We start from the raw sequence: 25,772 nt of genomic DNA, 5'->3' as shown, positions 1-25,772 counted from the left end.
GTGGGCCGGCTTTTCTGGAAGTTCTTCTTCTTTATCGCGATCGCCCAGATTACCGCCACCTTCGGCGTGGGCGTGCTGTTCTGGATAGAAAACCTGGAACGCAGCAACCGCAACTCGGAAATCGACCTCAGTCCGCCGGCCTCGTTCATGATCCGCTCGGCGGCGGCCACGCTGCAGTTCGGCGGGCCGGAAGCGCTGCGCAGCCTGATCAACGAAGGACGTCCGCATCGCCTGCAGCTGTATGCGGTGGATGAAGAGAACAAGGACCTGATGGGTCGAGAAGTACCGCCCAAGCTGGTGGAAGAGGCGCGTCACCTGTTGACGACCGAACGAGAGCGACGCTCGGTGGAACTGGTCAAGGCCACCAACGGCCATAGCTACCTGATGTTCATCCCGGCGCCCAACGATGAGTTTGCGCCACCGCCCGGCTCCGGACCCGGCGGCATGCCCGGTCGCGAACCCCGCTACATGAAGGAACGCGGACCCAAGCCGCTGTTCTTCCCGACCATGCCGCTGGCCGTGGCACTGATGGCCAGCCTGATATTCGCCCTGCTGCTGGCCTGGTATTTCTCGCATCCGATTCGCCACCTCAAGAACGCCTTCAACCAGGCCGCCAATGGCAACCTGGATCTGGAACTGGAGCCGGTGATGAGCGCGCGCAATGACGAACTGGCCGACCTCGGTCGCGATTTCGACGCCATGACCGCCAAGCTGCGCACCCTGATGGAAAGCCAGCGTCGCCTGCTGCATGACGTCTCGCACGAATTGCGCTCGCCGATTGCGCGCCTGCAGATGGCCATCGGTCTGGCGCGGGTGCAGGACCGTGACAAGCTGGAACTGACCCTGGAACGCATCGAACGCGAGAGCGTGCGCATGGACAAGCTGGTAGGTGAACTGTTGACGCTGTCGAGACTGGAAGCCAATGTCCCCGGTTCGATGGAAGAAGCCATCGCCATCCAGCCCATGCTGGGGGACATGATCAATGACGCCAATTTCGAGGCCGAGACCCTGGGCAAGCAGGTGGAAAGCCAGATCGCCTGCCGGGTGCAGGTGCAGGGCAATCCGGAGTTGCTCTATCGCGCCATCGAGAACGTGCTGCGCAATGCCATCAAGCACACCGCGCCAGCGACCACGGTGCAGGTCGTGGCCGAGATCGACGAGGTCGGCAAGCTGCTGCACCTGTCCATTCTCGACCGTGGGCCGGGTGTACCGGAGGAAGAGATGAACAGCATCTTCGAGCTGTTCTTCCGCAGCAGCCGCACCAAGAGCAACAGCGCCGGGCACGGCCTGGGGCTGTCGATTGCGCGACGTATCGTGGAAGCCCATCAAGGCAGCATCCGCGCCGCGAATCGGCCGGATGGCGGCTTGCGGGTGGACATCACCCTGCCCTTCATGGCCGATGAACCGGCACGGGGAGAGACTGTGGAGGCCTGATGGCTGGCTACCGGCTGGCTGCGATCCGTCCGCAGCCGTCAGTGTGCTAGGGCCTGTGGTTCGGGATCGACGATGGTCGTCATCAATCCGCGTTGCACCGCGACCTGGAAGGCCTGCAGTTCCTGCACGCCCTGTTCGGCCGGATAGGGAATCGGCAAGCGGTTCATCAGCACCGCCCACGACCAGCCATCGGCTCGCGACTGCAGATAGGCGTAGCTGCCGGTGGTCAGCGCACCGCTGTGGGAGAGGATTTCCATGCCGTTGGTACGGGTCACCACCCAGCCCAGGCCATAGTTGTTTTCTGCCAGCCTGGGATCGCGCTGCTTCATCAGGGCCAGCGTTTCGGGCTTGAGCAATGCGGGGCTGCCGCGCCCCTGGACCGCATCGACCAGGCGCACCAGGTCGGCCGCCGTGGTCACCCAGCCGGCAGTGGCGTCCATGCTCCTGAAATGATAGGCGCAATAGGATTCCGGACACGTCGCCGCGCTGCCATCGCGGTCGGCCACGGCGGGCCAGCGCGGGTCATCGTAATAGCCGGCCTCGCCTGCAGCGCGCTCGTTGCGGCGATCCCCGGCGATCACCGCATCATCGATCCCGGCCGGGCCGAACACCAATGCCTGCACCGCCTGCTCATAGGGCTGCCCGGTCTTGTGCTCGATGATGCGACCCAGCACGTTATAGGCGAAATTACTGTAGAAAAATTCAGTGCCCGGTGCAGCATCCAGCAGACGCTGCTTGAGCACATAGGCAATCACGTCGCGTGCCGAGGCCGGCGCCGGGACCTGGCGTGCGCGGGCGATATTGACCAGGTCGTATTGCGGGTCGTAGTCGCTGCCACCCCAGCCGCTGGTGTGTTGCAGCAGCTGGCGCAAGGTGATCCTGAGCACGCGCTGGTCCAGCGGCTGGGCGAAATCCGGATAGGCCGCATCGGGCAACAGACCTTGCGGGCCGAAGACCGGGTGATCCAGCACCTGCGGCAACTCGTTCTGGAACAGCCTCAGCACCGCCACCGCCGTCACCGCCTTGGAAATGCTGCCGATGCGAAAACGCGTCTGGGGCGTGACCGGCGTATTGCTTTCGGTGAGCGCCATGCCATAGCCACGTTGGTACACCAGCCGGCCCTGATAAGCGATGGCGATGCTGGCCCCGGGAACCGGATAACGGGCAAGGATCTGCTCCATGCGGGCATCCACGCGGGCGGCCAGCGCATCATCCTGTTGCTGGGCGTGGGTGACGGAGGCGGTCGACAACAAGGCGGCCGTCAGCACGAAGCGGGCTGGCCGTGGCAAGGCGATACGAAAAGACGCGAAGTTCATGGGCGATTTCTATTTCTGTTGCTTCACCACTTGCAGTGCCGATGCGATCAGGCCGCCCATATCGGACAGATTGGCCGGCACGATGATGGAATTGTTGGTCTTGGCCAGCTTGCCGAAGGCATCGACATACTGTTCCGCCACCTTCAGGTTGACGGCGTCCGAACCACCCGGTTGCTGGATTGCCGAAGCCGTCTTGCGGATCGCCTCGGCACTGGCTTCGGCGATGGCAAGGATGGCCGCAGCCTGACCTTCGGCGCGATTGATCGATGCCTGCTTCTCGCCTTCGGAACGGGCGATGGCGGCTTCACGCTCACCGGTGGCGATATTGATCTGTTCCTGCTTGCGCCCTTCGGAGGCGGCGATCAGTGCGCGCTTTTCGCGTTCGGCAGTGATCTGGGCCTGCATGGCGTGCAGGATTTCCTTGGGCGGGGTCAGGTCCTTGATTTCATAGCGCAGCACCTTCACGCCCCAGTTCTCGGCCGATTCGTCGATGGCACTGACGATGGCGGTGTTGATGTGATCGCGTTCCTCGAAGGTCTTGTCCAGTTCCATCTTGCCGATCACCGAGCGCAGCGTGGTCTGCGCCAGCTGGGTGATGGCGGCAATGTAGTTGGACGAACCATAGGAGGCCCGCATCGGATCGGTGATCTGGAAGTACAGGATGCCATCGACCTGCAGCTGCGTATTGTCACGGGTAATGCAGACCTGCGGCGGCACGTCCAGCGGGATTTCCTTGAGGATGTGCTTGTAGGCCACGCGATCGATGAAAGGCACCACGATGTTGAGGCCCGGCGCCAGCGTGGCGTGGTACTTGCCCAGGCGCTCCACCACCCAGGCGTGCTGTTGCGGGACCACCTTGACCGTCTGCACGACGAAGACGATGGCGAGGAAGAAAATGACCAGAGTGACGCTACCCAGCATAGAACTCTCCTTGGAACTTGAGGGGGATGGATCAGCGCGGTGCCACCAGCAGGCGGCTGCCGCGTATTTCGCGGATGACGTAGGGGCCGGGCAAGGCATGGTGCCCGGGCAGCAGTTCGACATCCCACTGCGCACCGCGGTAGGGGACGCGGGCGATGTATTGGCTGCCCTGTGCCTGCCAGGCTGGCACCTCGACGCTCTGGCCGATATCGAGCAGCAGGTTGGGATCGTCGTTGGCATTGCCCTGGCGCAGGCGGCCGTAGCGGCTGCGGCGCAGCGCGAGCACCGCCGCCACGCCCACGATGGCCGCTACCAGCAGTTGCCACTCCAGTGGTATGCCACCCCATGCAACGACGCCGCCGGCGGCCAGACCCAGCGCAATCATCAGCAGATAGAAGGTCCCGGTGAATAGTTCTGCGGCCAGCAGCCCACCTGCCAGCGCCCACCAGATCGCCCAGTCGCTCATCAGCCCACCTCGTCAGTTAATAGCAAACGCGCCAAGTCTACCGCAGCTTGAGAACACAAAAACAAAGGCGCGGACATTTCTGTCCGCGCCTTTCACTTCTTTCAACGATCGACGTCAGTTGTTGGTCACTGACGCTTACCGCATCATCACTTCTTGGCCAGCTGCTGCCAGGTATCGATGACGGTATCCGGGTTCAGCGAGATCGACTCGATGCCCTGGTCCATCAGCCATTCGGCGAAGTCCGGATGGTCCGAAGGGCCCTGGCCGCAGATGCCGACGTACTTGCCCTTCTCGCGGCAGGTGGCGATGACCTTGGTCAGCAGGGCCTGCACCGCCGGGTCGCGCTCGTCGAAGTCGGCTGCCAGCAGCTCCATGCCGGAATCGCGGTCCAGGCCCAGGGTCAGCTGGGTCAGGTCGTTGGAACCGATGGAGAAGCCGTCGAAGTGTTCCAGGAACTGCTCGGCCAGGATGGCGTTGGACGGCACTTCGCACATCATGATGACGCGCAGGCCGTTCTCGCCGCGCTTCAGACCGTACTTGCCCAGCAGGCCGATGACCTTTTCAGCCTGACCCAGGGTACGCACGAAGGGCACCATCACCTCGACGTTGGTCAGGCCCATGTCTTCGCGTACGCGCTTCATGGCCTGGCATTCCATCTGGAAGGCTTCGGCGAAGTCATGCGCCAGATAACGGGCCGCACCACGGAAGCCCAGCATCGGGTTTTCTTCGTCCGGCTCGTAGCGCGAACCACCGATCAGCTTCTTGTACTCATTGGACTTGAAGTCCGACAGGCGCACGATTACCGGCTTGGGCCAGAAGGCCGCGGCGATGGTGGCGATGCCTTCGGCCAGCTTGTCCACATAGAAAGCCTTGGGCGAAGCATGACCACGGGCGACGGACTCCACAGCCTTCTTCAGGTCAGCGTCGATGTTCGGGTATTCCAGGATGGCCTTGGGGTGTACGCCGATGTTGTTGTTGATGATGAATTCCAGACGCGCCAGGCCGACACCGCCATTGGGGATCGACTGGAAGTCGAAGGCCAGTTGCGGGTTACCCACGTTCATCATCACCTTCAGCGGGATCGGCGGCAGTTCGCCACGGGCCACTTCGGTCACTTCGGTTTCCAGCAGGCCGTCGTAGATCTTGCCTTCGTCGCCTTCAGCGCAGGACACGGTCACCAGGGTGCCATCCTTCAACACGTCGGTCGCGTCACCGCAACCGACCACCGCCGGCACGCCCAGTTCACGGGCGATGATGGCGGCGTGGCAGGTACGACCGCCACCGTTGGTGACGATGGCCGAGGCACGCTTCATCACCGGTTCCCAGTTGGGATCGGTCATGTCGGCCACCAGCACGTCGCCGGGCTGTACGCGTTCCATTTCCGCCGGATCGGTGATCACGCGCACCGGACCGGCGCCGATCTTCTGGCCGATGGCACGGCCGGTGGCCAGCACGGTACCGGAGCTCTTCAGCTTGAAGCGCTGCTGGGCGTCGGTGGCCTTTTGCTGCGACTTCACGGTTTCCGGGCGAGCCTGCAGGATGTAGAGCTTGCCGTCACGGCCGTCCTTGCCCCACTCGATGTCCATCGGGCGCTGGTAGTGCTTTTCGATGATGGTGGCGTACTTTGCCAGTTCCACCACTTCGGCGTCGGTCAGGGAATAGCGGTTGCGCAGTTCCACCGGCACATCCACGGTCTTGACCGAGCGGCCGGCCTTGGCTTCGCCGGTGAATTCCATCTTGATCAGCTTGGAACCCAGGTTGCGGCGGATCACGGGCTGCTTGCCCAGTTCCAGCATGGGCTTGTGGACGTAATACTCGTCCGGGTTGACGGCGCCCTGCACCACGGTTTCGCCCAGGCCATAGCTGGAGGTGATGAAGACCACATCCTTGAAGCCCGATTCGGTGTCGATGGTGAACATCACGCCGGCCGCGCCGACGTCGGAGCGCACCATGCGTTGCACGCCGGCCGACAGCGCCACTTCCGCGTGGGTGAAGCCCTTGTGGACGCGATACGAGATGGCGCGGTCGTTGTAGAGCGAGGCGAAGACGTGCTTCATCGCTTCCAGAACGTTGTCGATGCCGACCACGTTCAGGAAGGTCTCCTGCTGACCGGCAAAGGAGGCGTCAGGCAAGTCTTCGGCGGTCGCGGAGGAACGCACGGCAAACGACATCTCGGCGGTCGAATCGGCTACCAGCTTGTCGTAGAAGGCACGGATTTCCTGGTCCAGGCGCGGCTGGAATGGCGTGTCGATGATCCATTGACGGATCTCGGCGCCGGCTTGCGCCAGCGAGCGCACGTCATCGATATCCAGACCTTCGAGGCGCTTGGCGATACGGGCGGCCAGCGTCGGACCGCCATCGGCGCTGTGTTCCAGGAAATCGCGGAAAGCTTGCGCAGTCGTGGCGAAACCGCCCGGCACGCGTACACCGGCGCCGGCCAGCTGGGAAATCATTTCTCCCAGCGATGCGTTTTTGCCACCGACGGACTCGACGTCCGTCATGCGAAGAGTTTCAAAGGAGGCTACGTATACCGCCCCCTGGGTGTTTACTGCGTTGGACATGACTACCCCTAGCTTGATGATAAGAAATCTTCGCGGGCGCGGCATGGGTCGGTTTATTTTTGTTATTCTGCGACGGTTGCGGCAGCAGGTGCGGTGTCGAGGAAGAGCCCAGGGACATGAGCAGACGCGCGCAGGCACCGAGGACGTTTGCCAATGCAAACATCATCAGGAACTCGGTCGAATTGCGCAGGCGAATGACAGTCATCAGAATGGGCTTCTCGAAATATTGCTAGGCATTGTACCGCGTGAAATCATTTTTGTTCGTAGCACCAAACTTTTTTTCAATTTTCCAAAAGACAAGATAATCAGACCATGCTCGACCCCATGCCGATCCCGCATCCTTCGCCCGTCCTGGCCGCCAACCGCACCGTTTTCTTTGTTTCCGACGGCACCGGGATCACCGCAGAAACCTTCGGGCATTCGGTGCTGAGCCAGTTCGAGTTGCGTTTCAAGCAGATCCGCCTGCCCTTCATCGACACCCTGGACAAGGCCCACGACGCCACCCGCAAGATCAACGAGGCCTATCAGGTCGACGGCAAGCTGCCGATCGTCTTTTCCACCCTGGTCAAGTCGGAGCTGTCCTCGGTGATCCGCCGCGCCAAGGCCATGCACATGGATCTGTTCCAGACGTTCGTGGAGCCGCTGGAGCAGGAGCTGGAGATGAAATCCACGCACACCATCGGCCGCAGCCACAACACCACCGATTCCGAGGAATACCGCAATCGCATCGAGGCCATCAATTTCTCGCTGGCGCATGATGACGGGCAGTCCAACAAGAATCTCTCGGAAGCCGACGTGATCCTGGTGGGCGTCTCGCGCTCAGGCAAGACCCCGACCAGCCTGTATCTGGCCATGCAGTTCGGCATCAAGTGCGCCAACTACCCCTTGATCCCGGAAGACTTCGAGCGCGAAAAGCTGCCCAGCGGCCTGGTGATGCACAAGAAGAAGATCTTTGGCCTGACCATCGCTCCTGAACGCCTCTCGGAAGTGCGCAATGAGCGCCGCCCGGGCAGCAAGTACGCCGCGCTGGAAAATTGCCGCTATGAAATCAATGAGGCCGAGAAGATGATGCGGCGCGAGGGCATCCGCTGGATGTCATCCACCACCAAGTCCATCGAGGAAATCGCTGCCACCATCCTGCAGGAAATCAAGCTGGAGACGCGCTGAACTCGGGCCCGACCTCAGGCCCGCAGCGACGGGCCACGGTCAGCACGCGGGTGCGCTTTTTGGGGCCGCTGATGAAGGTTTCCATGGTGAAGGAATCTTCAGTATCGAGGGTGTAGGCGGCGTTGTAGCAATCCGGGCCGCAGAGGTGGTCGGCGGCCGGACCCAACATATTTCCACGCAGCAAATAAGACTGATAAGGCTGGCCGACGCGCTCGCCGTCGGCGAACAGCACCGCGACCCGGTCGGCGCCGAAACGGTAATCGAAGAGACGGGAAAACAGGATGGGGCGCCCCAGTGCCCCTGCCAGCATGCGCAGCTGGCCACGTTCGCGGTAGAGCAACTGGCCCGGCACTTCGCCCGAAATGAAATCGAAGGTGCCGACGGCCGTAGCCTGCGGCGTCTCGCTGCCTTCCCAGATGGTGCGATCGAACTGCCATTGCCCAAGGAAGTAGGCCGCCAGGGCGGCCAAGTCCGGGGGAGGAAACGCCGTCGTGACCGCCGTCGTCGCCATGATGCCCTCTCAGCGCCCCAGCGTGCGCTGACGCAGTTGTTCGAACAGGCAAACGGCCGCCGCAGCGGCCACGTTGAGCGACTCCATCTGCCCCAGATGCGGGATCACCACTTCTTGCGTTGCAGCCTCCTGCAAGGCTGGCGAGACGCCCTGCCCTTCATGCCCCAGCAACCAGGCCACTGGACCAGAGAGGTCGCAATCGTAGATGGTCTGCGCGGCGTGCGAGCTGGTGGCCAGCAACGGAATGCGACTGGCTGCGCACAAGGCGACCAGGTCCACATTCTCGAAGATATCCAGCACGAAATGTGCGCCCATGCCGGCGCGCAAGACCTTGGGCGACCAGGCTGCCGCGGTGCCGGGGGAACAGAACACCTGCTTCACCCCGGCCGCGGCGGCGCTGCGCAAGATGGAACCCAGGTTGCCGGGGTCTTGCAGACCATCCAGCAATACTGCCGAATCCCGCAGCGATTGGGGCGCGACCGCCTGTGGGGTCATCACCAGCAGGAACAGCCCGACACCGTTTTCGACGGTGCTGATGGCGTCATACAGCTTGTCGGCCAGCACCAGACACTGGGCACCCAGCGCTTCACTCCGGGCGAGGATGGGTGCGACCTCGGGATGGTACTGGGCGCCCTCTGCGACTACGCAAAGCTGTGGCGCGCCGCGATACTGCAGCCATGCCTGGGCCAGGTGCACGCCGTCCAACAGGCTCTGGCCGGCGCGGCGGCGCGCCTGGCTGCTGGAGGCCAGCTGCTTCAGATCCTTGAAGAGCGGATTGTCTTTCGAAGTAATCAATTTCATGTGCCCTCCCTACGCCACCATGACGGCCGGGCTTGATACTACCTGGCCCGACAGCAGGGCCTTGACCGGAGCGTAGGAGCGGCGGTGCACCGGCGACACGCCATGCAGGCGCAGCATCTCCAGATGCAAGGGGGTCGGATAACCCTTGTGACGGTCAAAGCCGTAATGCGGATAGGCGTCGTGCAAGACCATCAGTGCGGCATCGCGCGCGGTCTTGGCCAGGATGGAGGCGGCCGAAATCGAGGGCACCTTGTCGTCGCCCTTGACGATGGCTTCGGAGCGGATGCTCATCACCGGGCAGCGATTGCCGTCGATCAGCGCCAGCGTGGGCAAGGTGGAGAGTGCTTCCACCGCGCGTCGCATGGCCAGTATGCTGGCCTGCAGGATGTTGAGTTCGTCGATTTCCTGCTCGGTGCAGGAGGCGATGGACCAGGCCAGCGCGCATTCCTTGATCTCCAGCGCCAACCCATCGCGGGCGGCTTCGCTGAGTTTCTTGGAGTCGCGCAGGCCCTTGACCGGGCGCGCCGGATCCAGGATCACGGCAGCGGCGAACACCGGACCGGCCAGCGGCCCGCGGCCCGCCTCGTCAACGCCGCAGATGATCTCTCCGGTGTGGTCGTCGAACAATGCCATTGTCTGCGGCGCCAGCTTGGGCATGGGAATTTCCTTCTTCAAACTTGATAACGGACCGTCGCTGCCAAGGTCAGCGGCGTCGGCTGCCGATGACCTCGCACACGGCATTGGCACTCTCGCGGCTGGTATCGCGCAGCAGCGCATGGTGCATGTCGGCAAAGCGCCGCAGCAGGCGCTGCTGGTGCGCGTGGTCTTCCAGCTGATGCCACATGGCGTCGGCCAGCGCGGTCGGGGTCGCCTGATGCTGCAGCAGTTCCGGCACCAGGAAGTCCCGGGCCAGGATATTGGGCAGACCGACCCAGGGCTGGTAGGCCATGTGACGCATGATCTGGTAAGAGGCCCAGTTGACCTTGTAGGAGATCACCATCGGCTTCTTGTACAGCGCCACTTCCAGCGAGGCCGTACCGGAGGCCACCAGCACCGCATCCGAGGCTTCCATGGCGCTGTGCGACTGGCCACGGATGACCTGGATGTCCAGGTCTTCATAGCCACCCTGGCGAATCTGTTCCTGGAAGAATGCCATCTGGTGATCGCCGGCCATCGGGGTGACGAACTGCAATTGTGCGTCACGCTGCCTGAGCAGGCGCGCCGCCGCCAGGAAGCCTTCACCATTCTGCTTGAGCTCGCTCATGCGGCTGCCCGGCAGGATGGCCACCACCCGGCCGGGACCGGTCAGACCCAGGCGCTGGCGGGCGCCGGCGGTATCCGGTTGCAGCGGAATCACCTCGGCCAGCGGATGGCCGACATAGGTCACCGGCACGCCGGCCTTGCGGTAGATGCTTTCCTCGAAGGGGAAGATGACCAGCATGTGCGATACCGCACGCTGGATCTTCTTGATGCGCCAGCCCCGCCAGGCCCAGATCTGCGGCCCGATGAAATGGATGGTCGGGATACCGGCCTTCTTGAGCTGTTCTTCCAGGCCCAGGTTGAATCCCGGGTAATCGACGCCGACGAAGGCGTCCGGCCGGTCGGCCAGCAGCTTGTCGCGCAGCGCTTCCTGGATGCCCTTGATCTCGCGATAACGCGGAATCACCTCGAACAGGCCGCGCACGGTCAGCTTGTCCATCGGCCAGTGGCTGGTGAAACCTTGCGCGGCCATGTGCTCACCGCCGATGCCATGCAGACGCGCCTGCGGCAGGCGTTCACGCACGCCGGCCAGCAGGCGGCTGCCGAGCAGGTCGCCTGAACTCTCCCCGGCGACCAGCGCAATCGACTGGCGCCGCGTGATGTCAGCGGATGATGCCACGGGCCGAAGCCTCGATGAACTCGCGCAACATGCGGATGTACTGGGCAGCATCGGAGGACTTGGCCTCCATCTGTGCCAGTTCCTGCTTGGCCTGCTCCAGCGGCAGGTTGGCACGATAGATCAACTTGTAGGCGCGCTTGATCTCCATGATCTGCTCGCTGCTGAAGCCACGACGCTTGAGGCCTTCGCTATTGATGCCGGCGGGGACGGCGCGGTTGCCGGCAGCCGTCACGAAGGGCGGGACGTCCTGGCTGACTGCGGCAGTGAAGGCCGTCATGGCATGCGCGCCGATGTGGCAGAACTGGTGCACGGTGGTGAAACCGCCCAGGAAGACGTAATCGCCCAGGTGCACGTGCCCAGCCAGCGTGGCATTGTTGGCCAGGATGATGTTGTTGCCCAGCTGGCAATCATGGGCCAGGTGGACGTAGGCCATGATCCAGTTGTCGTTGCCGATGCGGGTGGCACCAGCATCCTGGACGGTGCCACGGTTGAAGGTGACGAATTCGCGGATGGTGTTGCGGTCACCGATCTCGACGGTGGTAGGCTCGCCGGCATACTTCTTGTCCTGCGGCGCCGCGCCGATGGAGGCGAACTGGAAAATCTCGTTGTCCCGACCGATGCTGGTGTGGCCTTCGATGACCACGTGCGGACCGATGCGGGTGCCGGCACCGATGCGCACATCAGGGCCGATGACGGCATAGGCGCCGATCTCGACCGACTCGTCGATCTGTGCTCCGGGGGCAATCACTGCGCTTGGATGGATCTTGGACATATCCTGTGCTTCGCTTGGGTTCGCTGGATGTACACATTGCAGATGCGCAACATGCACAATGAATCAGGCCCGGCGCGACCTTGCCGATCGCCGCCGGGCCTGCCTTGCAGCCTGTCGTCAGGCCGGCCGGGTCAGGCGCTCTGGCTGGCGTCGGCGGCGCTGCGCATGGTGCACATGAGGTCGCCTTCGACTGCCACCTGACCATCGACGGTGGCCACTGCGCGGTACTTCCAGATGCCGCGCGCGCGACGGGTGATCTCGACTTCCATCTTCAACTGGTCGCCCGGCTCCACCGGACGCTTGAAGCGTGCATTGTCGATGCCCACGAAATAGACCACGGTGTTTTCGTCCGGCTTGCGGCCTTCGGTCAGGAAGGACAGCAGTGCAGCCGTCTGGGCCAGTGCCTCGATCATCAGCACGCCCGGCATCACCGGCTTGTGCGGGAAGTGGCCGTTGAAGAATTCTTCATTCACGGTCACGTTCTTGATCGCGGTGATGGTCTTGCCGCTCTCCCAGTTCAGCACGCGATCGACCAGCAGCAGCGGGTAACGGTGCGGCAGGTACTGTTTGATTTGATTGATGTCGAGGCTATTCATTCTCTTCTTGATTCTCTGAAAGCGGGGCTTGGCCCGCTTGTTCTTGTGTCAACGTTTTGAGCGATTTTTCCAACGCCCGGATTTTCTCACGCATCGTGCCCAGATTGCGCACTAATGCCGCCGATTTTTCCCAGTCGCGGTGTTCGGTGATGGGATAGAAGCCGGTGTACTGGCCTGGCTCCAGGATGGAACGCAGGGCCAGGGTGCCGGCCGAGACGTGGACCTTGTCCACGATGGTGATGTGGCCATGGATCATGGCTGCGCCACCGATGGAGCAATACTTGCCGATGCGGGCGCTGCCGGCGATGCCTGCACAGGCAGCAATGGCGGTGTGCGCGCCGATGTGGCAGTTGTGGGCGATCTGGATCTGGTTGTCGAGCTTGACGCCCTCCTCGATCACGGTGTCGGCCAGCGCACCACGGTCGATGGTGGTATTGGCGCCGATTTCGACGTCGTCGCCGATCATCACGCGGCCCACCTGGGGAATCTTGATCCACTGGCCCGCTTCATTGGCGAAACCAAAGCCATCCGCGCCAATCACGGCGCCGGAATGGACGATGCCACGGGCGCCGATTTCGCAGCCGTAGTGCAAGGTGGCACGGGCGTGGAAATGGGTATCCTCGCCAACGCTGGCGTGCTGCCCGATGAAACTGCCGGCATCGATGCGGGCACGCGGGCCGATGACGGCACCGGCTTCGATCACCACCAGCGGACCGATCACCGCATCCGCTGCCACGCTGGCAGCGGGGTCGACCACGGCGCTGGGGTGGATGCCGGCCGGAGGCAGCACCTCGGCCAGGGCCTGGAACATCTGCGCAGCACGGGCGAAATAGGCGTAGGGATTACGGGTGACGATGCGGGCACCGGCATAAGCCTGTACCTGGGCGTCGTCGGCCTCGGACAGGATCAGCGCCGCGGCCTGGGTCTGGTCGGCTTGTGCGCGGAATTTGGGATTGGAGAGGAAGGTGATGTGGCTGGAACCTGCGGCATCCAAGGGCGCGATGCCCTGGACTGCGATGTTCGCATCACCCTTCAACTGCCCGCCCAAGCGCTCGACCAATTGCTCCAGTCGAATACTCATCTTGGCTTTCCGAATGACAGGCGTTGCCTGGAATGACGATAAAACGAAAGCCGCCTGCATGGCGGCCCCTGAAGCGACATGCGGGCGCCGGGGCGATGCTGCCCCGCGCCCGCACGGCGGTGATGCAATTACTTGGCCAGTTCCTTGAGCACCTTGTCGGTGATGTCGATACGCTTGCTGGCGTAGACGGCTTCCTGGAACACGATGTCATACTTCTCGGCATCGGCGATCTGGCGGATCACCTTGTTGGTACGCTCCAGCACAACCGCCAGTTCTTCGTTGCGGCGCTGGTTCAGGTCTTCGCGGAACTCGCGTTGCTTGCGCTGGAATTCCTTGTCCAGATCGGACAGGTCGCGCTGGCGCTTGGCGCGGTCGGAATCGGACAGCACGGCGGCGTCCTTGTCCAGCTTGTCGGACTGGGCCTTCAGACGGGCCGCCATGTCTTGCAGCTCACGGTCGCGCTTGGCGAATTCGGCTTCCAGCTTGGCTTGGGCAGCCTTGGCCGGAGCGGCTTCGCGGAAGATGCGCTCGGTGCTGACGAAGGCGATTTTCGAGCTCTCCTGCGCATGGGCAGGGGCAAAGCTCAACAGGCAGGCAGCCATCACGATGGTCTGCAGGGACAGGAACGATTTGGTCATGAACTTCAAGATTACTCTCCGTATTACGAATCAATGATGACCGCTTTAGAAGCCGGTACCCAGTTGGAACTGGAAGGTTTGAGACTTGTCACCCGTCTTCAGGTTCAATGGCTTACCGAAGCTGAGCTTCAGAGGGCCAATCGGTGACACCCAGCTGATACCCACGCCGGCCGAATAACGCAGGTCGTTCAGCTTGATGTTCTGGCCGTCAGCGAAGACGTTGCCGCCGTCAAAGAAGGTGAACCAGCGCAGCGTACGGTCCTGGCCCGAACCCGGGAACGGGAACTGCAACTCGGCGTTGCCGTACAGACGCGAGGCGCCACCCATGGAGTCGCCGTACTGGTCCTTCAGCGAACCCAGCGAAGACGCTTCGTAGCCGCGCACGGTGCCGATACCGCCGGCATAGTAGTTCTTGAACACCGGATAAGGCTTGCTGCCGATGCCGCGGCCGTAGTCGACTTCGCCATTCAGGGCCAGGGTCACGGCCTTGCTGAAGAAAGGCTGGAAGTACTGGTGCTGATAGCTGGCACGGTAGTACTTCAGGGTACCAAGGTACGAAACTTCCAGGTTGGCGCGCTGATAGCGGCCGGAAGTCGGAACCAGTGCCGAGTCGCGGCCGTCACGCTGCCACGCCACCGTCAGCGGGATGCTGGTGGTACGGGCGCTGCCGATACCGCACGTTGCCCCCGAGGAGACGTCGGTCACATCGCAACCCGCAGCGCCGGCGCCGCCGAAGTCGCGCACATACTGGCGGTACAGCGAGGGGCTGGTGCTGTCGGTGCTGACGTTGGTGTTTTCCACGCCGATACCGAAGAAGACGCGATCCAGTTCCGAGAACGGCACGCCGAACTTGATGCTGCCACCCAGCGTCTTGACGCGATAGTCACCGGTCGTATAGACCGAGGGACGGATCGTGCGCAGGTAGATTTCATAGGTGCGGCTGATGCCGTCATCGGTGAAATACGGATTGGTGGTCGACAGCGAGATCGTGCGATAGCGCGAGCTGGTATTGATGTCGATACCCACGGTATTACCGCTACCGAAGGCGTTTTCCTGCGAGATCGAGCCGGTCAGGCTGAGCTTGTCGGACTGCGAGAAGCCGGCGCCGACCATGATGTTGCCGGTCGGCTTTTCCTCGACCTTCATGTTGAGGTCCACCTGGTCGCTGGTACCCGGCACTTCGGGCGTATCGACGGTGACTTCCTTGAAGTAGCCCAGACGGTCCACGCGGTCGCGCGAGAGCTTGATCTTTTCGCCGTCGTACCAGGAATCCTCGAACTGGCGGAATTCGCGGCGGATCACCTCGTCGCGGGTCTTGGTGTTGCCGGCGATGTTGACGTGACGCACGTAGACGCGCTTGCCCGGGTCGACCATGATGGTGAAGGCGACTTCCTTCTTCTCGCGATCGACATTGGGGTTGGCGTTGACGTTGGCGAAGGCATAGCCGAAGTTGCCCAGGCGCTCGCCGATCTTCTTGGTGCTGTCGGTGAGCTTGGCGCCGGAATAGACGTCGCCCGGTTTCAACTGCACCAGCTTGGACAGTTCCGGCTCCATGCCGAACATCTCACCTTCAAGCTTGACGCCGGAGACGGTGTACTTCTCGCCTTCCTTGATGTTGACGGTGATGTAGATGTCTTTCTTGTCGGGCGTGATCGACACCTGGGTCGATTCGACCTGCATTTCCAGATAGCCGCGATCCAGGTAGTACGAGCGCAGGGTCTCGATGTCGCCCTGCAGCTTTTCCTTGGAATACTGGTCGGCCTTGGTGTACCAGGTGAACCAGCCCGGGGTGGTCAGCTTGATCTGGTCACGCAAGGTGCTGTCGGAGAACACCTTGTTGCCGACGAAATTGATCTGCTTGATGCGGGAAACTTCACCTTCGTCCACCGAGAAGGTAATCGCCACGCGATTACGCTCGACCGGGGTGACGGTGGTGGACACCTTGGCGCCGTACAGGCCGCGCGACAGGTACTGGCGCTTTAATTCCTGCTCGGCACGATCGACCTGGGAGCGGTCGAAGATGCGCGACTCGGCCACGCCGATTTCCTTGAGCGCCTTGGTCAGCTGTTCCTTGTCGAACTCCTTGATGCCGGAGAAATCGACGCTGGCGATGGCCGGACGTTCGACCACCTGCACCACCAGCACGTCGCCTTCGGCCTCGATGCGGACATCGCGGAAGAAGCCGGTGGCATACAGCGCCTTGATGGCGGCAGTGGCCTTTTCATCGTTGAACGTGTCGCCCACGCGCACCGGCAGGTAGCTGAAGACCGTGCCGGCCTCGGTACGCTGGATGCCTTCGACGCGGATATCCTTGACCACGAAGGGCGTGACCGCCATGGCCTGGCTGGAGCACAGGGCAAAGGCGGCTGCGGCGATCAGGCGACGGGAGAAGGTCGGGATGGGATGTTGCGCAGGGTGTAATTTCATCTATCGTTCATCAACAGTTTTTCGCCGTGACACTGCCTGACAAGATGCTGGTAAGGAATTGAAAACGGATCCCAGATCCATTGCCAATTGCTTAACAACTGCCATCGGGCTTGGCCGGCAAATGTAAAAAATCCGGTCTTTCGCGCCGCCCCGCCGCTGGTATCGCCGGGGCCGGCATCAGGCCGGATTCATCCTTGGAACATCAGCCGCACGATATCGTTGAATGCGGCAACGAGCATCAGCGCCATCAGTAAACCCAGGCCGGCACGCTGTGCGATTTCCCCAAACCGTTCGGAAACGGGCCGTCCTGTCAAAATCTCCAGCGCATAATACAGCAAATGACCGCCATCTAGAACCGGGATCGGCAAGAGATTCATCACGCCGAGGCTGATGCTGATGAAGGCCAGGAAGCTCAGATAGCTGACCAGACCCACGCGCGCGGTCTGCCCGGCGTAGTCGGCGATGGTGATGGGGCCGGTGATGTTCTTCAGCGAAACCTGGCCGACGATCATCTTGCCGATCATCTTGACGGTCATCGCACTGGTATCCCAGGTACGCTGTGCGCCCTTGGCCAAGGCGGTCAGCGGGCCATCACTGACGGTGGCCATCTCCGGTGCCAGCGGTACTTCCACCTTGATGCGACCGATGCGCTTGCCGCTGTCGCCCTCTTCCATCGCTTCCGGGGTCACGCGTACCTCGAAGCGGTTGCCGCCGCGCACGCCCTCCAGCAGCAGCGGCTTGCCGGCCGATTCACGGACCTTTTCGACAAAGGCCAGGCCATCCTGGACCGGGACGGCGTCAATGGCAGTGATGCGGTCACCGCTCTGCAGCCCGGCCGCCTTGGCCGGGCCGTCCATGATCTTGCCCAGCACGGCCGGCGGACGCGCCAGGGCCAGGCCCAGCTTGCCCAGGAAATCACCTTCCAGCTCATTGCTGTCGATCCCGGCCAGACGCAGTGTCACGCTATTGAGCAGCTTGCCGCTGCCATTCGGATTGGGACGCTCCACATCCACACGGGCATCGGCCTTCTCCAGCACCAGCTGCATCAGCTTCCAGCGCACCTCCGACCAGACCTGCACCGGTGCGCCATTGATGGCGGTGATGCGGTCACCGGCGCGCAAGCCGGCCTGGTAGGCCGCACTTTGCTCGGCCGCGGCGCGCAGCACCGGCACCGGCTCGGGTACGCCATGCATGTAGAGCCCGGCGAACAGGACGATGGCCAGCAGGAAATTGGCAATCGGCCCCGCCGCCACGATGGCGATGCGGCGCCATACCGACTGCCGGGTGAATTCGCGTTTGAGATCGGCTTCGGGAATGTCTTCCAGTGGTTGCTCGCGGGCATCGAGCATCTTGACGTAACCGCCCAGCGGCAGGATCGACAGCGCCCACTCGGTCTGATCACGCCCGAAACGTCGCGACCAGATCACCCGCCCCATACCCACCGAGAAACGCAGTACCTTGACCCCACACCAGCGGGCGACCAGGTAATGGCCCAGTTCGTGCACCACCACCAGGCTGCCCAGGGCGACGAAGAAAGCGATCAGGGTATGCAGCAGTGTCATCGTGAAATCAGAGCCTCGGCGTGGGTGCGTGCCTGCCGGTCCTGCTCCAGCAAGGCGGCGATATCGTCGGCTTGGCGGTTGGGGATGGCGGACATGACCTCTTGGATCAGGGGAGCGATCTTCCCGAAGCCGATGCGGCGGTCTAGGAAGGCCTGCACGGCAACTTCGTTGGCGGCATTGAGGATGGCCGCCAGTGTGCCACCGGCTCGCAGGGCATCATACGCCAGTTTCAGGCAGGGAAAGCGCCGATAATCGGGTGCCGAGAAGGACAGCTGCGCGATCTGCGCCAGGTCCAGCGGGGCCACGCCGGAGGCGATCCGCTCCGGATAGGCCAGCGCATTGGCGATCGGCGTACGCATGTCGGGGTTTCCCAACTGCGCCAGTACCGAGCCGTCGGCATAGGACACCATGGAATGGATCACGCTTTGAGGGTGGATCACCACCTCGATCTTGTCGGCCGGCGCACCAAAGAGCCAGTGCGCCTCGATCACTTCCAGGCCCTTGTTCATCATGGTGGCCGAATCCACCGAGATCTTGCGCCCCATCACCCACTTGGGATGCGCCACCGCTTCTTCCACGGTCACCTGGTCCAGCGTGCTGACATCGCGGTTCAGGAAGGGTCCGCCGGAGGCGGTCAGCAGGATCTTCTCGACGCCGTGCGCCGGCATCGAGCGGGAATAGTCCGCCGGCAGGCATTGGAAAATGGCGTTGTGCTCGCTATCGATGGGCAGCAGGCTGGCACCATGGGCAGCCACCGTGTCCATCAGCAACTGGCCGGAGATGACCAGGGCTTCCTTGTTGGCCAGCAATATCTTCTTGCCGGCACGAGCGGCGGCCAGCGTCGATGCCAGGCCGGCAGCGCCCACGATGGCGGCCATGACCATGTCGCAACCATCGGCGGCGGCGATATCGCACAGGGCCTGCGGCCCAAAGGCCACTTCGGTCTTCAGATCAGCTGCTCGCAAGAGCTTCTGCAACTCGGCGGCCGCCTCGGCCGAACCGACCACGGCTACTTGCGGGCGAAAACGCTGACATTGCTCGGCCAGTTCGGCCACGCGCGCATGCGCGCTCAGGGCATGGACGCGATAACGGTCCGGATGACGGGCGACCACATCCAGCGTGGACACGCCGATGGAGCCGGTGGAACCGAGAATGCTGATGGACTGCATGGAATTTCCAGAAGGAAAGCGGCGGCTCAGGCAGCCGCCAGCCAGAGGTCGACCAGCGCCGCCAGGGGCAGCACCGGGATGAGCGCATCAATGCGGTCGAGGACGCCGCCATGGCCAGGAAGCAGATTGCTGCTGTCCTTCATGCCGGCGCGCCGCTTGAGCTGCGACTCGAAGAGATCGCCCACCACGCTGGCCACCACCATCAGGCTCAAGGCCCCGACAAAACCGGCCCAGCCCCAGCGGTTGAAGAGGTGATACTGGAAGGTCTCGCCCGCGCTCATGGACATGGCCACGGCGGCCGAAATCACCAGCACCGCCAGCCAGCCACCGATGGCACCTTCCCAGGACTTGCCCGGAGAAATGGTGGGCGCCAGCTTGTGGCGACCGAAACCCTTGCCGGCGAAATAGGCGCCGATGTCAGCCACCCACACCACCGCCATCACCGACAGCAGATACAGCGGCGAACGCTGGAACAGATCCACGATGGCCACGAAGCAGCCGAGGATGGACAGCATATAGGTCGCATTGAGCAGGCGATTGCCGAAGGCCTCGACCCTGGGCAGGCCCAGCCCCAGGGCTGGCACGAACCGCAATGCCCACAACAGCACGCACAGCACGTAGAGCGGACGCACGCTGGGCAGGCCGCTGAAGAACAGGATCACGCAGAAGACCAGCGTCCACACGACTGCCCACAAGGTCGGACGCGGGCTCTTGAAGAGGCGGAAACATTCCCAGGCGCCGGCGGCGAAAAACACCAGCGCGGCCATGGCAAAGGCCGGGAAATAGCCGAAATACAGGATCGGCAACAGGATTGCCAGCAAAATCAACGCCGTGATGACACGCGTCTTGAGCATCAGGAAGCCTTTTTCTGGTCCAGCACCTGGGCGCTGGTGCGCCCGAAGCGGCGCTCGCGTTGTTGATAGGACCCGATCGCCACGTCCAGCGCCTTGGCATCGAAGTCGGGCCAGAAGGTCTCGGTGAAATACAGTTCGCTGTAGGCCAGTTGCCACAGCAGGAAATTGGAAATGCGCTGTTCGCCGCCGGTGCGGATGAACAGGTCCGGCTCCGGGGCATAGGCCATGGCCAGATAGGGTGCCAGTTCTTCTTCGGTGTAATCGGATACGCCTGGCTTGTCCTTGACCATGCGCGAGACCGCCTGCATGACATCCCAGCGGCCACCGTAATTGGCGCAGACAGTCAGGGTCAGACGGCTGTTGCCGGCCGTCTGGGCCTCAGCCTTGGCGGCCATCTCCTGCAGCTTGGGATCGAATCGGCTCATGTCGCCGACGATCTTGAGGCGGATGCCGTTGTTGGCCATCTTGCCCACTTCGCGCTCCAGCACGGTCATGAACAGACGCATCAATACCGACACTTCATCGGCCGGACGACGCCAGTTTTCGGAACTGAAGGCAAACAGGGTCAGGAATTCGATGCCGCGTTCGGCACTGGCCTCGACGATGGAACGTACTGCGTCCACCCCCTTGGCATGCCCCGCCACGCGCGGCAGGAAACGCTTGGTCGCCCAACGACCGTTGCCGTCCATGATGATGGCAACATGGCGCGGAACCGCGGAAGAATCCGGAACCGCAAGAGTTGAGCTTTGATGCTTCATGAAAATAATTTAGTGCATTTCGGTGCATGGGGAGCGGTGCAGCGCCTCATGGTAACGGCAGCCGGGCGCTTTGACAAACCAGCCGCCCACGCCCTGCGCCACCCGAATTGCTCCCCGCTGCGCGCCCGCACATTTGCTGTCTTTGACTTCTCGTGCAGCGCGACCGTCTGCACGGTCGCGCGTGGGGCCTGCCGGACGACCTACACGGTCATCACTTCCTTTTCCTTGTCGCCCACCAGCTTGTCGATCTCGGCGACGAACTTGTCGGTCAGCTTCTGGATTTCGTCCTGGCCGCGGCGCTCGTCATCTTCCGAGGCGACCTTGTCCTTGACCAGCTTCTTCAGACCTTCGTTGCCTTCGCGACGGATGTTGCGCACCGCGATCTTGGCATCTTCGGCTTCGCTCTTGACCAGCTTGACCATTTCCTTGCGGCGCTCTTCGGTCAGCGGCGGCATCGGCACGCGGATCAGTTCGCCGTGGGTGGCCGGGTTCAGGCCCAGGTCGGCTTCACGGATGGCCTTCTCGACGGCAGCGACCATCTTCTTCTCGTACGGCTGCACACCGATGGTGCGGGCGTCGATCAGGGTCAGGTTGGCGACCTGCGACAGGCCGGTCGGCGAACCGTAGTAATCGACCATCACCTGGTCCAGCAGGCCGGTATGGGCGCGGCCGGTACGGACCTTGGCCAGGTTGGCCTTCAGGGTCTCGATGGACTTACCCATCTTCTGTTCAGTATTTTTCTTGACGTCAGCGACACTCATGCTGCTCTCCTAACTTGGTGCAATAACTTGGCTTTTCTTGATGGCAAATGCCTGAAAGAGGGGCATTGTAAACGGGAATGACCGGCCTGCGGCCGGTTTCTGTTCCGCAATACGGCTCAGACGTGGACCAGGGTACCCTCGTCGTCACCCATGACCACGCTCTTGAGCGCGCCCGGCTTGACGATGGAAAACACCTTGATCGGCAGCTTCTGGTCACGGCACAGCGCGAAGGCGGTCGCGTCCATCACCTGCAGATGCTTGGCGATGGCTTCGTCGAAGGAAATCGACTGATAGCGGGTCGCGGCCGGGTCCTTCTTGGGGTCGGCGGTGTAGACACCGTCCACCTTGGTGGCCTTGAGCACGATCTGGGCGCCGATTTCCGAGCCACGCAGGGCGGCGGCGGTATCGGTAGTGAAGAAGGGGTTGCCGGTACCGGCAGCGAAGACCACGATCTTGCCCTCTTCCAGGTATTGCAGCGCCTTCGGGCGCACATAGGGCTCGACCACCTGTTCGATGCCAATGGCGGACATCACGCGGGCTGTCAGGCCAGCCTGACGCATCGCGTCGGCCAGGGCCAGCGAGTTCATGACGGTGGCCAGCATGCCCATGTAGTCGGCGGTCGCACGATCCATGCCCTGGGCGCCCGGCGCCACGCCGCGGAAGATGTTGCCGCCACCGATCACGATGGCCAGTTCCACGCCCAGTTTGCTGATTTCTGCTACATCCGCGACCATGCGTTCGATGGTCGCGCGATTGATACCGTAGGCGTCGTCGCCCATCAGTGCTTCGCCGGAGAGTTTGAGGAGTACGCGCTTATAAGCAGGTGTTGTCATTGCAGGGCTCCGTGTTCTTTCCGATGTTGAATTGCTTGTTGACGCGTCGGCACTCGCTGTCACCCGACGAAACGGCGCGATTTCGTCATCTGGATGTAGCCCGAACGCATGAGGGGGTTACTGCTGCGCCCTACTCTATTGCCACTACGACTGCCATTGCTTCCATGCTGTTGCCATTGCCACTTGCAGCCTGTCCACTGCACCTGCCATCGGATCACCCGGCAGCCGACCCAGAGGATAGATGCAGCCTTCTCCGAAAGTTCCCGGGGACCGGCTTAAAAAAACGGGCCTCTCGGCCCGTTTTTCTTGCAACGCTTACTGAGCTTGTTTCGCTGCAGCCACTTGCGCAGCCACTTCGGCGGCGAAGTCGTCTTGCTTCTTCTCGATGCCTTCACCCACCACGTACATGGCGAACGACTTGACGGTCGCATTGGCGGCCTTGAGCATCTGCTCGACGCTTTGCTTGTCGTTCTTCACGAAAGCCTGGTTGAACAGGGAAACTTCCTTCAGGTACTTCTGCACCGAACCGTCCACCATCTTGGCGACGATCTCGGCCGGCTTGCCGGATTCGGCAGCCTTCAGGGCGGCGACCGAGCGTTCCTTCTCGATCAGGTCGGCCGGCACTTGCTCGGCCGACAGGGCGACCGGCTTCATGGCGGCGATGTGCATGGCCACGTCCTTGCCCACTTGCTCGTCGGCACCGTCGAACTCGACGATCACGCCGATACGGGTACCGTGCAGGTAGGAAGCCAGCTTGCCGCTGGTTTCGAAACGCTGGAAGCGACGGAACGACATGTTCTCGCCGATGCGGCCGATCAGTTCGGTGCGCACTTCTTCCAGGGTCTTGCCGTCGGCCAGCTTGCAGGCGCCCAGGGCAGCCACGTCAGCCGGGTTCTGCTCGACCACCAGCTTGGCAGCGGCTTCGACCAGACCGATGAACTCGTCGTTCTTGGTCACGAAGTCGGTTTCGCAGTTCACCTCGACCAGCGCGCCGACGTTGCCGGCGATGTAGGTCGAGATCACGCCTTCTGCGGTGATGCGGGAAGAGGCCTTGGAAGCCTTGCTGCCCAGCTTGACGCGCAGAATCTCTTCCGCCTTGGCCATGTCGCCACCGGCTTCGGTCAGCGCCTTCTTGCATTCCATCATCGGCGCGTCGGTCTTCGCGCGCAGATCGCCCACCATTGCTGCGGTAATTGCCGCCATACTATTCTCCTGACTTGGAGGCATCCCGCGTCCTGCGGCATGCCTGAAACTCGAAAATTGAATCAAAAAAAAGGGGCCACTGCGTCACTACCCGCTGTCACCCCTTTTTGTACTACCGTACTACCGGAAGAGCAGAATCAAGCCTGCTCGACCTCGACGAATTCATCGCCCTTGACTGCTTCGACCACGTCGTTGACGGCGTTGGCACGGCCTTCCAGCACGGCGTCAGCCATGCCGCGAGCGTACAGTGCGATTGCCTTGGCGGAGTCGTCGTTACCCGGGATCACGTAGGTGACGCCTTCGGGCGAGTGGTTGGTATCGACCACGCCGATGACCGGGATGCCCAGCTTGGCGGCTTCGGTGATGGCGCCCTTGTGGTAGCCGACGTCGATGACGAAGATGGCGTCAGGAATGCCACCCATGTCCTTGATGCCGCCGATGGCCTTCTGCAGCTTTTCCTGTTCACGGCTGAACAGCAGGGCTTCCTTCTTGGACAGCTTCTCGACGGAACCGTCTTCGACTGCTGCTTCCATGTCCTTCAGACGCTTGATCGAGGTCTTGATGGTCTTGAAGTTGGTCAGCATGCCGCCCAGCCAGCGCTGATCGACGTAAGGCACGCCAGCACGTTGTGCTTCAGCGGCCAGGATTTCACGCGCTTGGCGCTTGGTGCCGACGAACAGGATAGTGCCGCGGTTGGACGACAGTTGACGCACGTACTTCTGCGCCTCCTGGTACATGCCCAGGGTCTTTTCCAGGTTGACGATGTGAATCTTGTTGCGGTGGCCGAAGATGAAGGGGGCCATCTTGGGGTTCCAGAAGCGGGTTTGGTGACCGAAGTGGACACCGGCTTCCAGCATTTCGCGCATGGTAACGGACATGAATTTCTCCAGGGTTAGGTCTGGAATCCGCTCGGTCATCCGGCTCATGCAGCCAGACACCCTTTTAGCGAACGGATTCGCGTTTCAAAAAGATTTACAACACATATTGCCAAAAAGATATGAAGATTCATTCCGCACACCGATTCCGGCAACCGACCCGAGGTTTCAGATCAGCCCGGCATTCTACTCGACCCCGCCCTTTTGTTCAAGTAGCACGTCAATTCGCCGCAAATCACCCCGAATTGCCATCCAGCCCGCCACCATGGCCGGCAAAACAGAAAACACCCTCGTCGTCTATAATCCCGACTTGACGATTTTCTAGCGAATTGCGATTCATCATGGGCAATATCACCATCAAGACCGCCGAAGACATCGAAGGCATGCGCGTGGCCGGCCGCCTGGCCGCCGAGGTGCTGGACTACATCACCCCCTTCGTGAAGCCCGGCGTGACCACCGGCGAGATCGACCGCCTCTGCCACGAGTACATGACCAATGTACAAGGCAGCATCCCGGCCCCGCTCAATTACTGCCCTCCCGGCTACACCCCCTACCCCAAAGCCATCTGCACCTCGCTCAATGACGTGATCTGCCACGGCATCCCCGGCGACAAGGTGATGAAGAACGGCGACGTGCTCAACATCGACGTCACCATCATCAAGGACGGCTACCACGGCGACACCAGCCGCATGTTCTTCCTGGGCGAGCCCTCCATCCTGGCGCGCCGCCTCACCGAGATCACCTACGAATGCATGTGGCTGGGCATCTCCAAGATCAAGCCGGGCGCCCACCTGGGCGACATCGGCCACGTCATCCAGCAGCATGCCGAAAAGGCCGGCTATAGCGTGGTGCGCGAGTTCTGCGGCCACGGCATCGGCAAGGTCTTCCACGAAGAGCCGCAGGTGCTGCACTATGGCCGCCCCGGCACCCTGGAAAAGCTGGAAGCCGGCATGATCTTCACCGTCGAACCCATGATCAACGCCGGCCGCCGCGAAATCCGCGAGATGGGCGACGGCTGGACCATCAAAACCAAGGACCGTAGCCTGTCGGCGCAGTGGGAACACACCGTCCTGGTCACCGAGACCGGTTTCGAGGTGCTGACCGTCTCGCCCGGCATGCCGGCGCCGCCGGCCTTCATCCAGAACCAGGTCGCTGCCGCGGCCTGAGCGAACGATGGCGGGGCAAGC

General features: G+C 62.3%; 24 protein-coding genes. 3 read left to right on the top strand and 21 right to left on the bottom strand.

Translation table 11 applies throughout. From position 1 onward, the window contains the following. The gene (locus HWE04_RS16665) at positions 1-1,434 is read left to right on the top strand and encodes an ATP-binding protein (RefSeq protein ID WP_241813105.1); all 1,434 of its coding nucleotides are present in this window, start codon (positions 1-3) and stop codon (positions 1,432-1,434) included. Between the two features lie 38 nt (positions 1,435-1,472). On the opposite strand, the gene HWE04_RS16660 is transcribed toward HWE04_RS16665, so the two are convergent. The 4 genes from HWE04_RS16660 to ppsA form a co-directional block, all read right to left on the bottom strand. Continuing rightward, positions 1,473-2,750 carry a serine hydrolase domain-containing protein gene (locus HWE04_RS16660; RefSeq protein ID WP_241813104.1) on the bottom strand — a complete coding sequence of 426 codons (1,278 nt, stop codon included), beginning with the start codon at positions 2,748-2,750 and terminating at the stop codon, positions 1,473-1,475. Positions 2,751-2,759: 9 nt separating this feature from the next. Beyond that, positions 2,760-3,671 carry an SPFH domain-containing protein gene (locus tag HWE04_RS16655; protein WP_241813102.1) on the bottom strand — a complete coding sequence of 304 codons (912 nt, stop codon included), beginning with the start codon at positions 3,669-3,671 and terminating at the stop codon, positions 2,760-2,762. A 31-nt stretch (positions 3,672-3,702) separates the two neighbouring features. Then, on the bottom strand, positions 3,703-4,137 hold the full coding sequence (locus HWE04_RS16650; RefSeq protein ID WP_241813101.1) for an NfeD family protein: 435 nt from the start codon (positions 4,135-4,137) through the stop codon (positions 3,703-3,705). Between the two features lie 146 nt (positions 4,138-4,283). Beyond that, the gene (gene ppsA / locus HWE04_RS16645; RefSeq protein ID WP_241813100.1) at positions 4,284-6,638 is read right to left on the bottom strand and encodes a phosphoenolpyruvate synthase; all 2,355 of its coding nucleotides are present in this window, start codon (positions 6,636-6,638) and stop codon (positions 4,284-4,286) included. Positions 6,639-7,010: 372 nt separating this feature from the next. On the opposite strand from ppsA, the gene ppsR reads away from it, so the two are divergent. Continuing rightward, the gene (gene ppsR, locus HWE04_RS16640) at positions 7,011-7,865 is read left to right on the top strand and encodes a posphoenolpyruvate synthetase regulatory kinase/phosphorylase PpsR (protein WP_006462525.1); all 855 of its coding nucleotides are present in this window, start codon (positions 7,011-7,013) and stop codon (positions 7,863-7,865) included. Here ppsR and HWE04_RS16635 read toward each other — a convergent pair. The 17 genes from HWE04_RS16635 to rpsB all read right to left on the bottom strand — a co-directional run bounded on the left by HWE04_RS16635 (position 7,846) and on the right by rpsB (position 24,588). Beyond that, complete coding sequence (locus tag HWE04_RS16635; RefSeq protein ID WP_241813099.1) at positions 7,846-8,376, bottom strand: DUF6314 family protein; 531 nt, start codon at positions 8,374-8,376, stop codon at positions 7,846-7,848. The genes ppsR and HWE04_RS16635 overlap by 20 nt on opposite strands. A gap of 9 nt (positions 8,377-8,385) precedes the next feature. After that, the gene (locus HWE04_RS16630) at positions 8,386-9,177 is read right to left on the bottom strand and encodes a TrmH family RNA methyltransferase (protein WP_006462527.1); all 792 of its coding nucleotides are present in this window, start codon (positions 9,175-9,177) and stop codon (positions 8,386-8,388) included. A gap of 9 nt (positions 9,178-9,186) precedes the next feature. After that, positions 9,187-9,834 carry a ribonuclease HII gene (gene rnhB / locus HWE04_RS16625; protein ID WP_241813098.1) on the bottom strand — a complete coding sequence of 216 codons (648 nt, stop codon included), beginning with the start codon at positions 9,832-9,834 and terminating at the stop codon, positions 9,187-9,189. A gap of 46 nt (positions 9,835-9,880) precedes the next feature. Continuing rightward, on the bottom strand, positions 9,881-11,056 hold the full coding sequence (lpxB, locus tag HWE04_RS16620; RefSeq protein ID WP_241813097.1) for a lipid-A-disaccharide synthase: 1,176 nt from the start codon (positions 11,054-11,056) through the stop codon (positions 9,881-9,883). After that, entirely contained in the window at positions 11,040-11,828 is a 789-nt protein-coding gene (lpxA, locus tag HWE04_RS16615; protein WP_241813096.1) for an acyl-ACP--UDP-N-acetylglucosamine O-acyltransferase, read from the bottom strand. Before lpxA ends, lpxB begins: the two co-directional genes overlap by 17 nt. Before the next feature lie 131 nt (positions 11,829-11,959). Beyond that, positions 11,960-12,424, bottom strand: a complete 465-nt coding sequence (fabZ, locus tag HWE04_RS16610) for a 3-hydroxyacyl-ACP dehydratase FabZ (RefSeq protein ID WP_006462531.1) — start codon at positions 12,422-12,424, stop codon at positions 11,960-11,962. After that, positions 12,417-13,505, bottom strand: coding sequence for a UDP-3-O-(3-hydroxymyristoyl)glucosamine N-acyltransferase (gene lpxD, locus HWE04_RS16605; RefSeq protein ID WP_234296545.1), 1,089 nt, complete (start codon positions 13,503-13,505; stop codon positions 12,417-12,419). Before lpxD ends, fabZ begins: the two co-directional genes overlap by 8 nt. A gap of 128 nt (positions 13,506-13,633) precedes the next feature. Beyond that, the gene (locus HWE04_RS16600; protein WP_233207591.1) at positions 13,634-14,143 is read right to left on the bottom strand and encodes an OmpH family outer membrane protein; all 510 of its coding nucleotides are present in this window, start codon (positions 14,141-14,143) and stop codon (positions 13,634-13,636) included. Positions 14,144-14,188: 45 nt separating this feature from the next. Further along, a complete protein-coding gene (gene bamA, locus HWE04_RS16595) occupies positions 14,189-16,570 on the bottom strand; it encodes an outer membrane protein assembly factor BamA (RefSeq protein WP_006462534.1) in 2,382 nt (793 codons plus the stop codon). Positions 16,571-16,758: 188 nt separating this feature from the next. Then, complete coding sequence (rseP, locus tag HWE04_RS16590; protein ID WP_241813094.1) at positions 16,759-18,132, bottom strand: RIP metalloprotease RseP; 1,374 nt, start codon at positions 18,130-18,132, stop codon at positions 16,759-16,761. Beyond that, entirely contained in the window at positions 18,129-19,301 is a 1,173-nt protein-coding gene (gene ispC / locus HWE04_RS16585) for a 1-deoxy-D-xylulose-5-phosphate reductoisomerase (RefSeq protein ID WP_241813093.1), read from the bottom strand. The genes rseP and ispC overlap by 4 nt, the downstream gene beginning before the upstream one ends. Positions 19,302-19,327: 26 nt before the next feature. Then, positions 19,328-20,155 carry a phosphatidate cytidylyltransferase gene (locus HWE04_RS16580; protein ID WP_241813092.1) on the bottom strand — a complete coding sequence of 276 codons (828 nt, stop codon included), beginning with the start codon at positions 20,153-20,155 and terminating at the stop codon, positions 19,328-19,330. Then, complete coding sequence (uppS, locus tag HWE04_RS16575) at positions 20,155-20,913, bottom strand: polyprenyl diphosphate synthase (protein WP_077237119.1); 759 nt, start codon at positions 20,911-20,913, stop codon at positions 20,155-20,157. Before uppS ends, HWE04_RS16580 begins: the two co-directional genes overlap by 1 nt. A 200-nt stretch (positions 20,914-21,113) precedes the next feature. Next, positions 21,114-21,674 carry a ribosome recycling factor gene (gene frr / locus HWE04_RS16570; RefSeq protein WP_006462539.1) on the bottom strand — a complete coding sequence of 187 codons (561 nt, stop codon included), beginning with the start codon at positions 21,672-21,674 and terminating at the stop codon, positions 21,114-21,116. Positions 21,675-21,790: 116 nt separating this feature from the next. Next, the gene (gene pyrH, locus HWE04_RS16565) at positions 21,791-22,507 is read right to left on the bottom strand and encodes a UMP kinase (RefSeq protein WP_006462540.1); all 717 of its coding nucleotides are present in this window, start codon (positions 22,505-22,507) and stop codon (positions 21,791-21,793) included. Between the two features lie 315 nt (positions 22,508-22,822). Then, on the bottom strand, positions 22,823-23,710 hold the full coding sequence (tsf, locus tag HWE04_RS16560) for a translation elongation factor Ts (RefSeq protein WP_241813091.1): 888 nt from the start codon (positions 23,708-23,710) through the stop codon (positions 22,823-22,825). Positions 23,711-23,847: 137 nt separating this feature from the next. Next, complete coding sequence (gene rpsB, locus HWE04_RS16555; RefSeq protein WP_006462542.1) at positions 23,848-24,588, bottom strand: 30S ribosomal protein S2; 741 nt, start codon at positions 24,586-24,588, stop codon at positions 23,848-23,850. A 338-nt stretch (positions 24,589-24,926) separates the two neighbouring features. On the opposite strand from rpsB, the gene map reads away from it, so the two are divergent. After that, positions 24,927-25,751: a type I methionyl aminopeptidase gene (map, locus tag HWE04_RS16550; protein ID WP_006462543.1), complete on the top strand. Its 825-nt coding sequence runs from the start codon at positions 24,927-24,929 to the stop codon at positions 25,749-25,751. Positions 25,752-25,772 lie beyond the last annotated feature (21 nt).

The organism is Herbaspirillum sp. C7C2 (assembly GCF_022627865.1).
Classification (GTDB): Bacteria; Pseudomonadota; Gammaproteobacteria; order Burkholderiales; family Burkholderiaceae_D; genus Herbaspirillum; species Herbaspirillum frisingense.
This window is presented reverse-complemented; position numbering and strand designations above follow the sequence as displayed.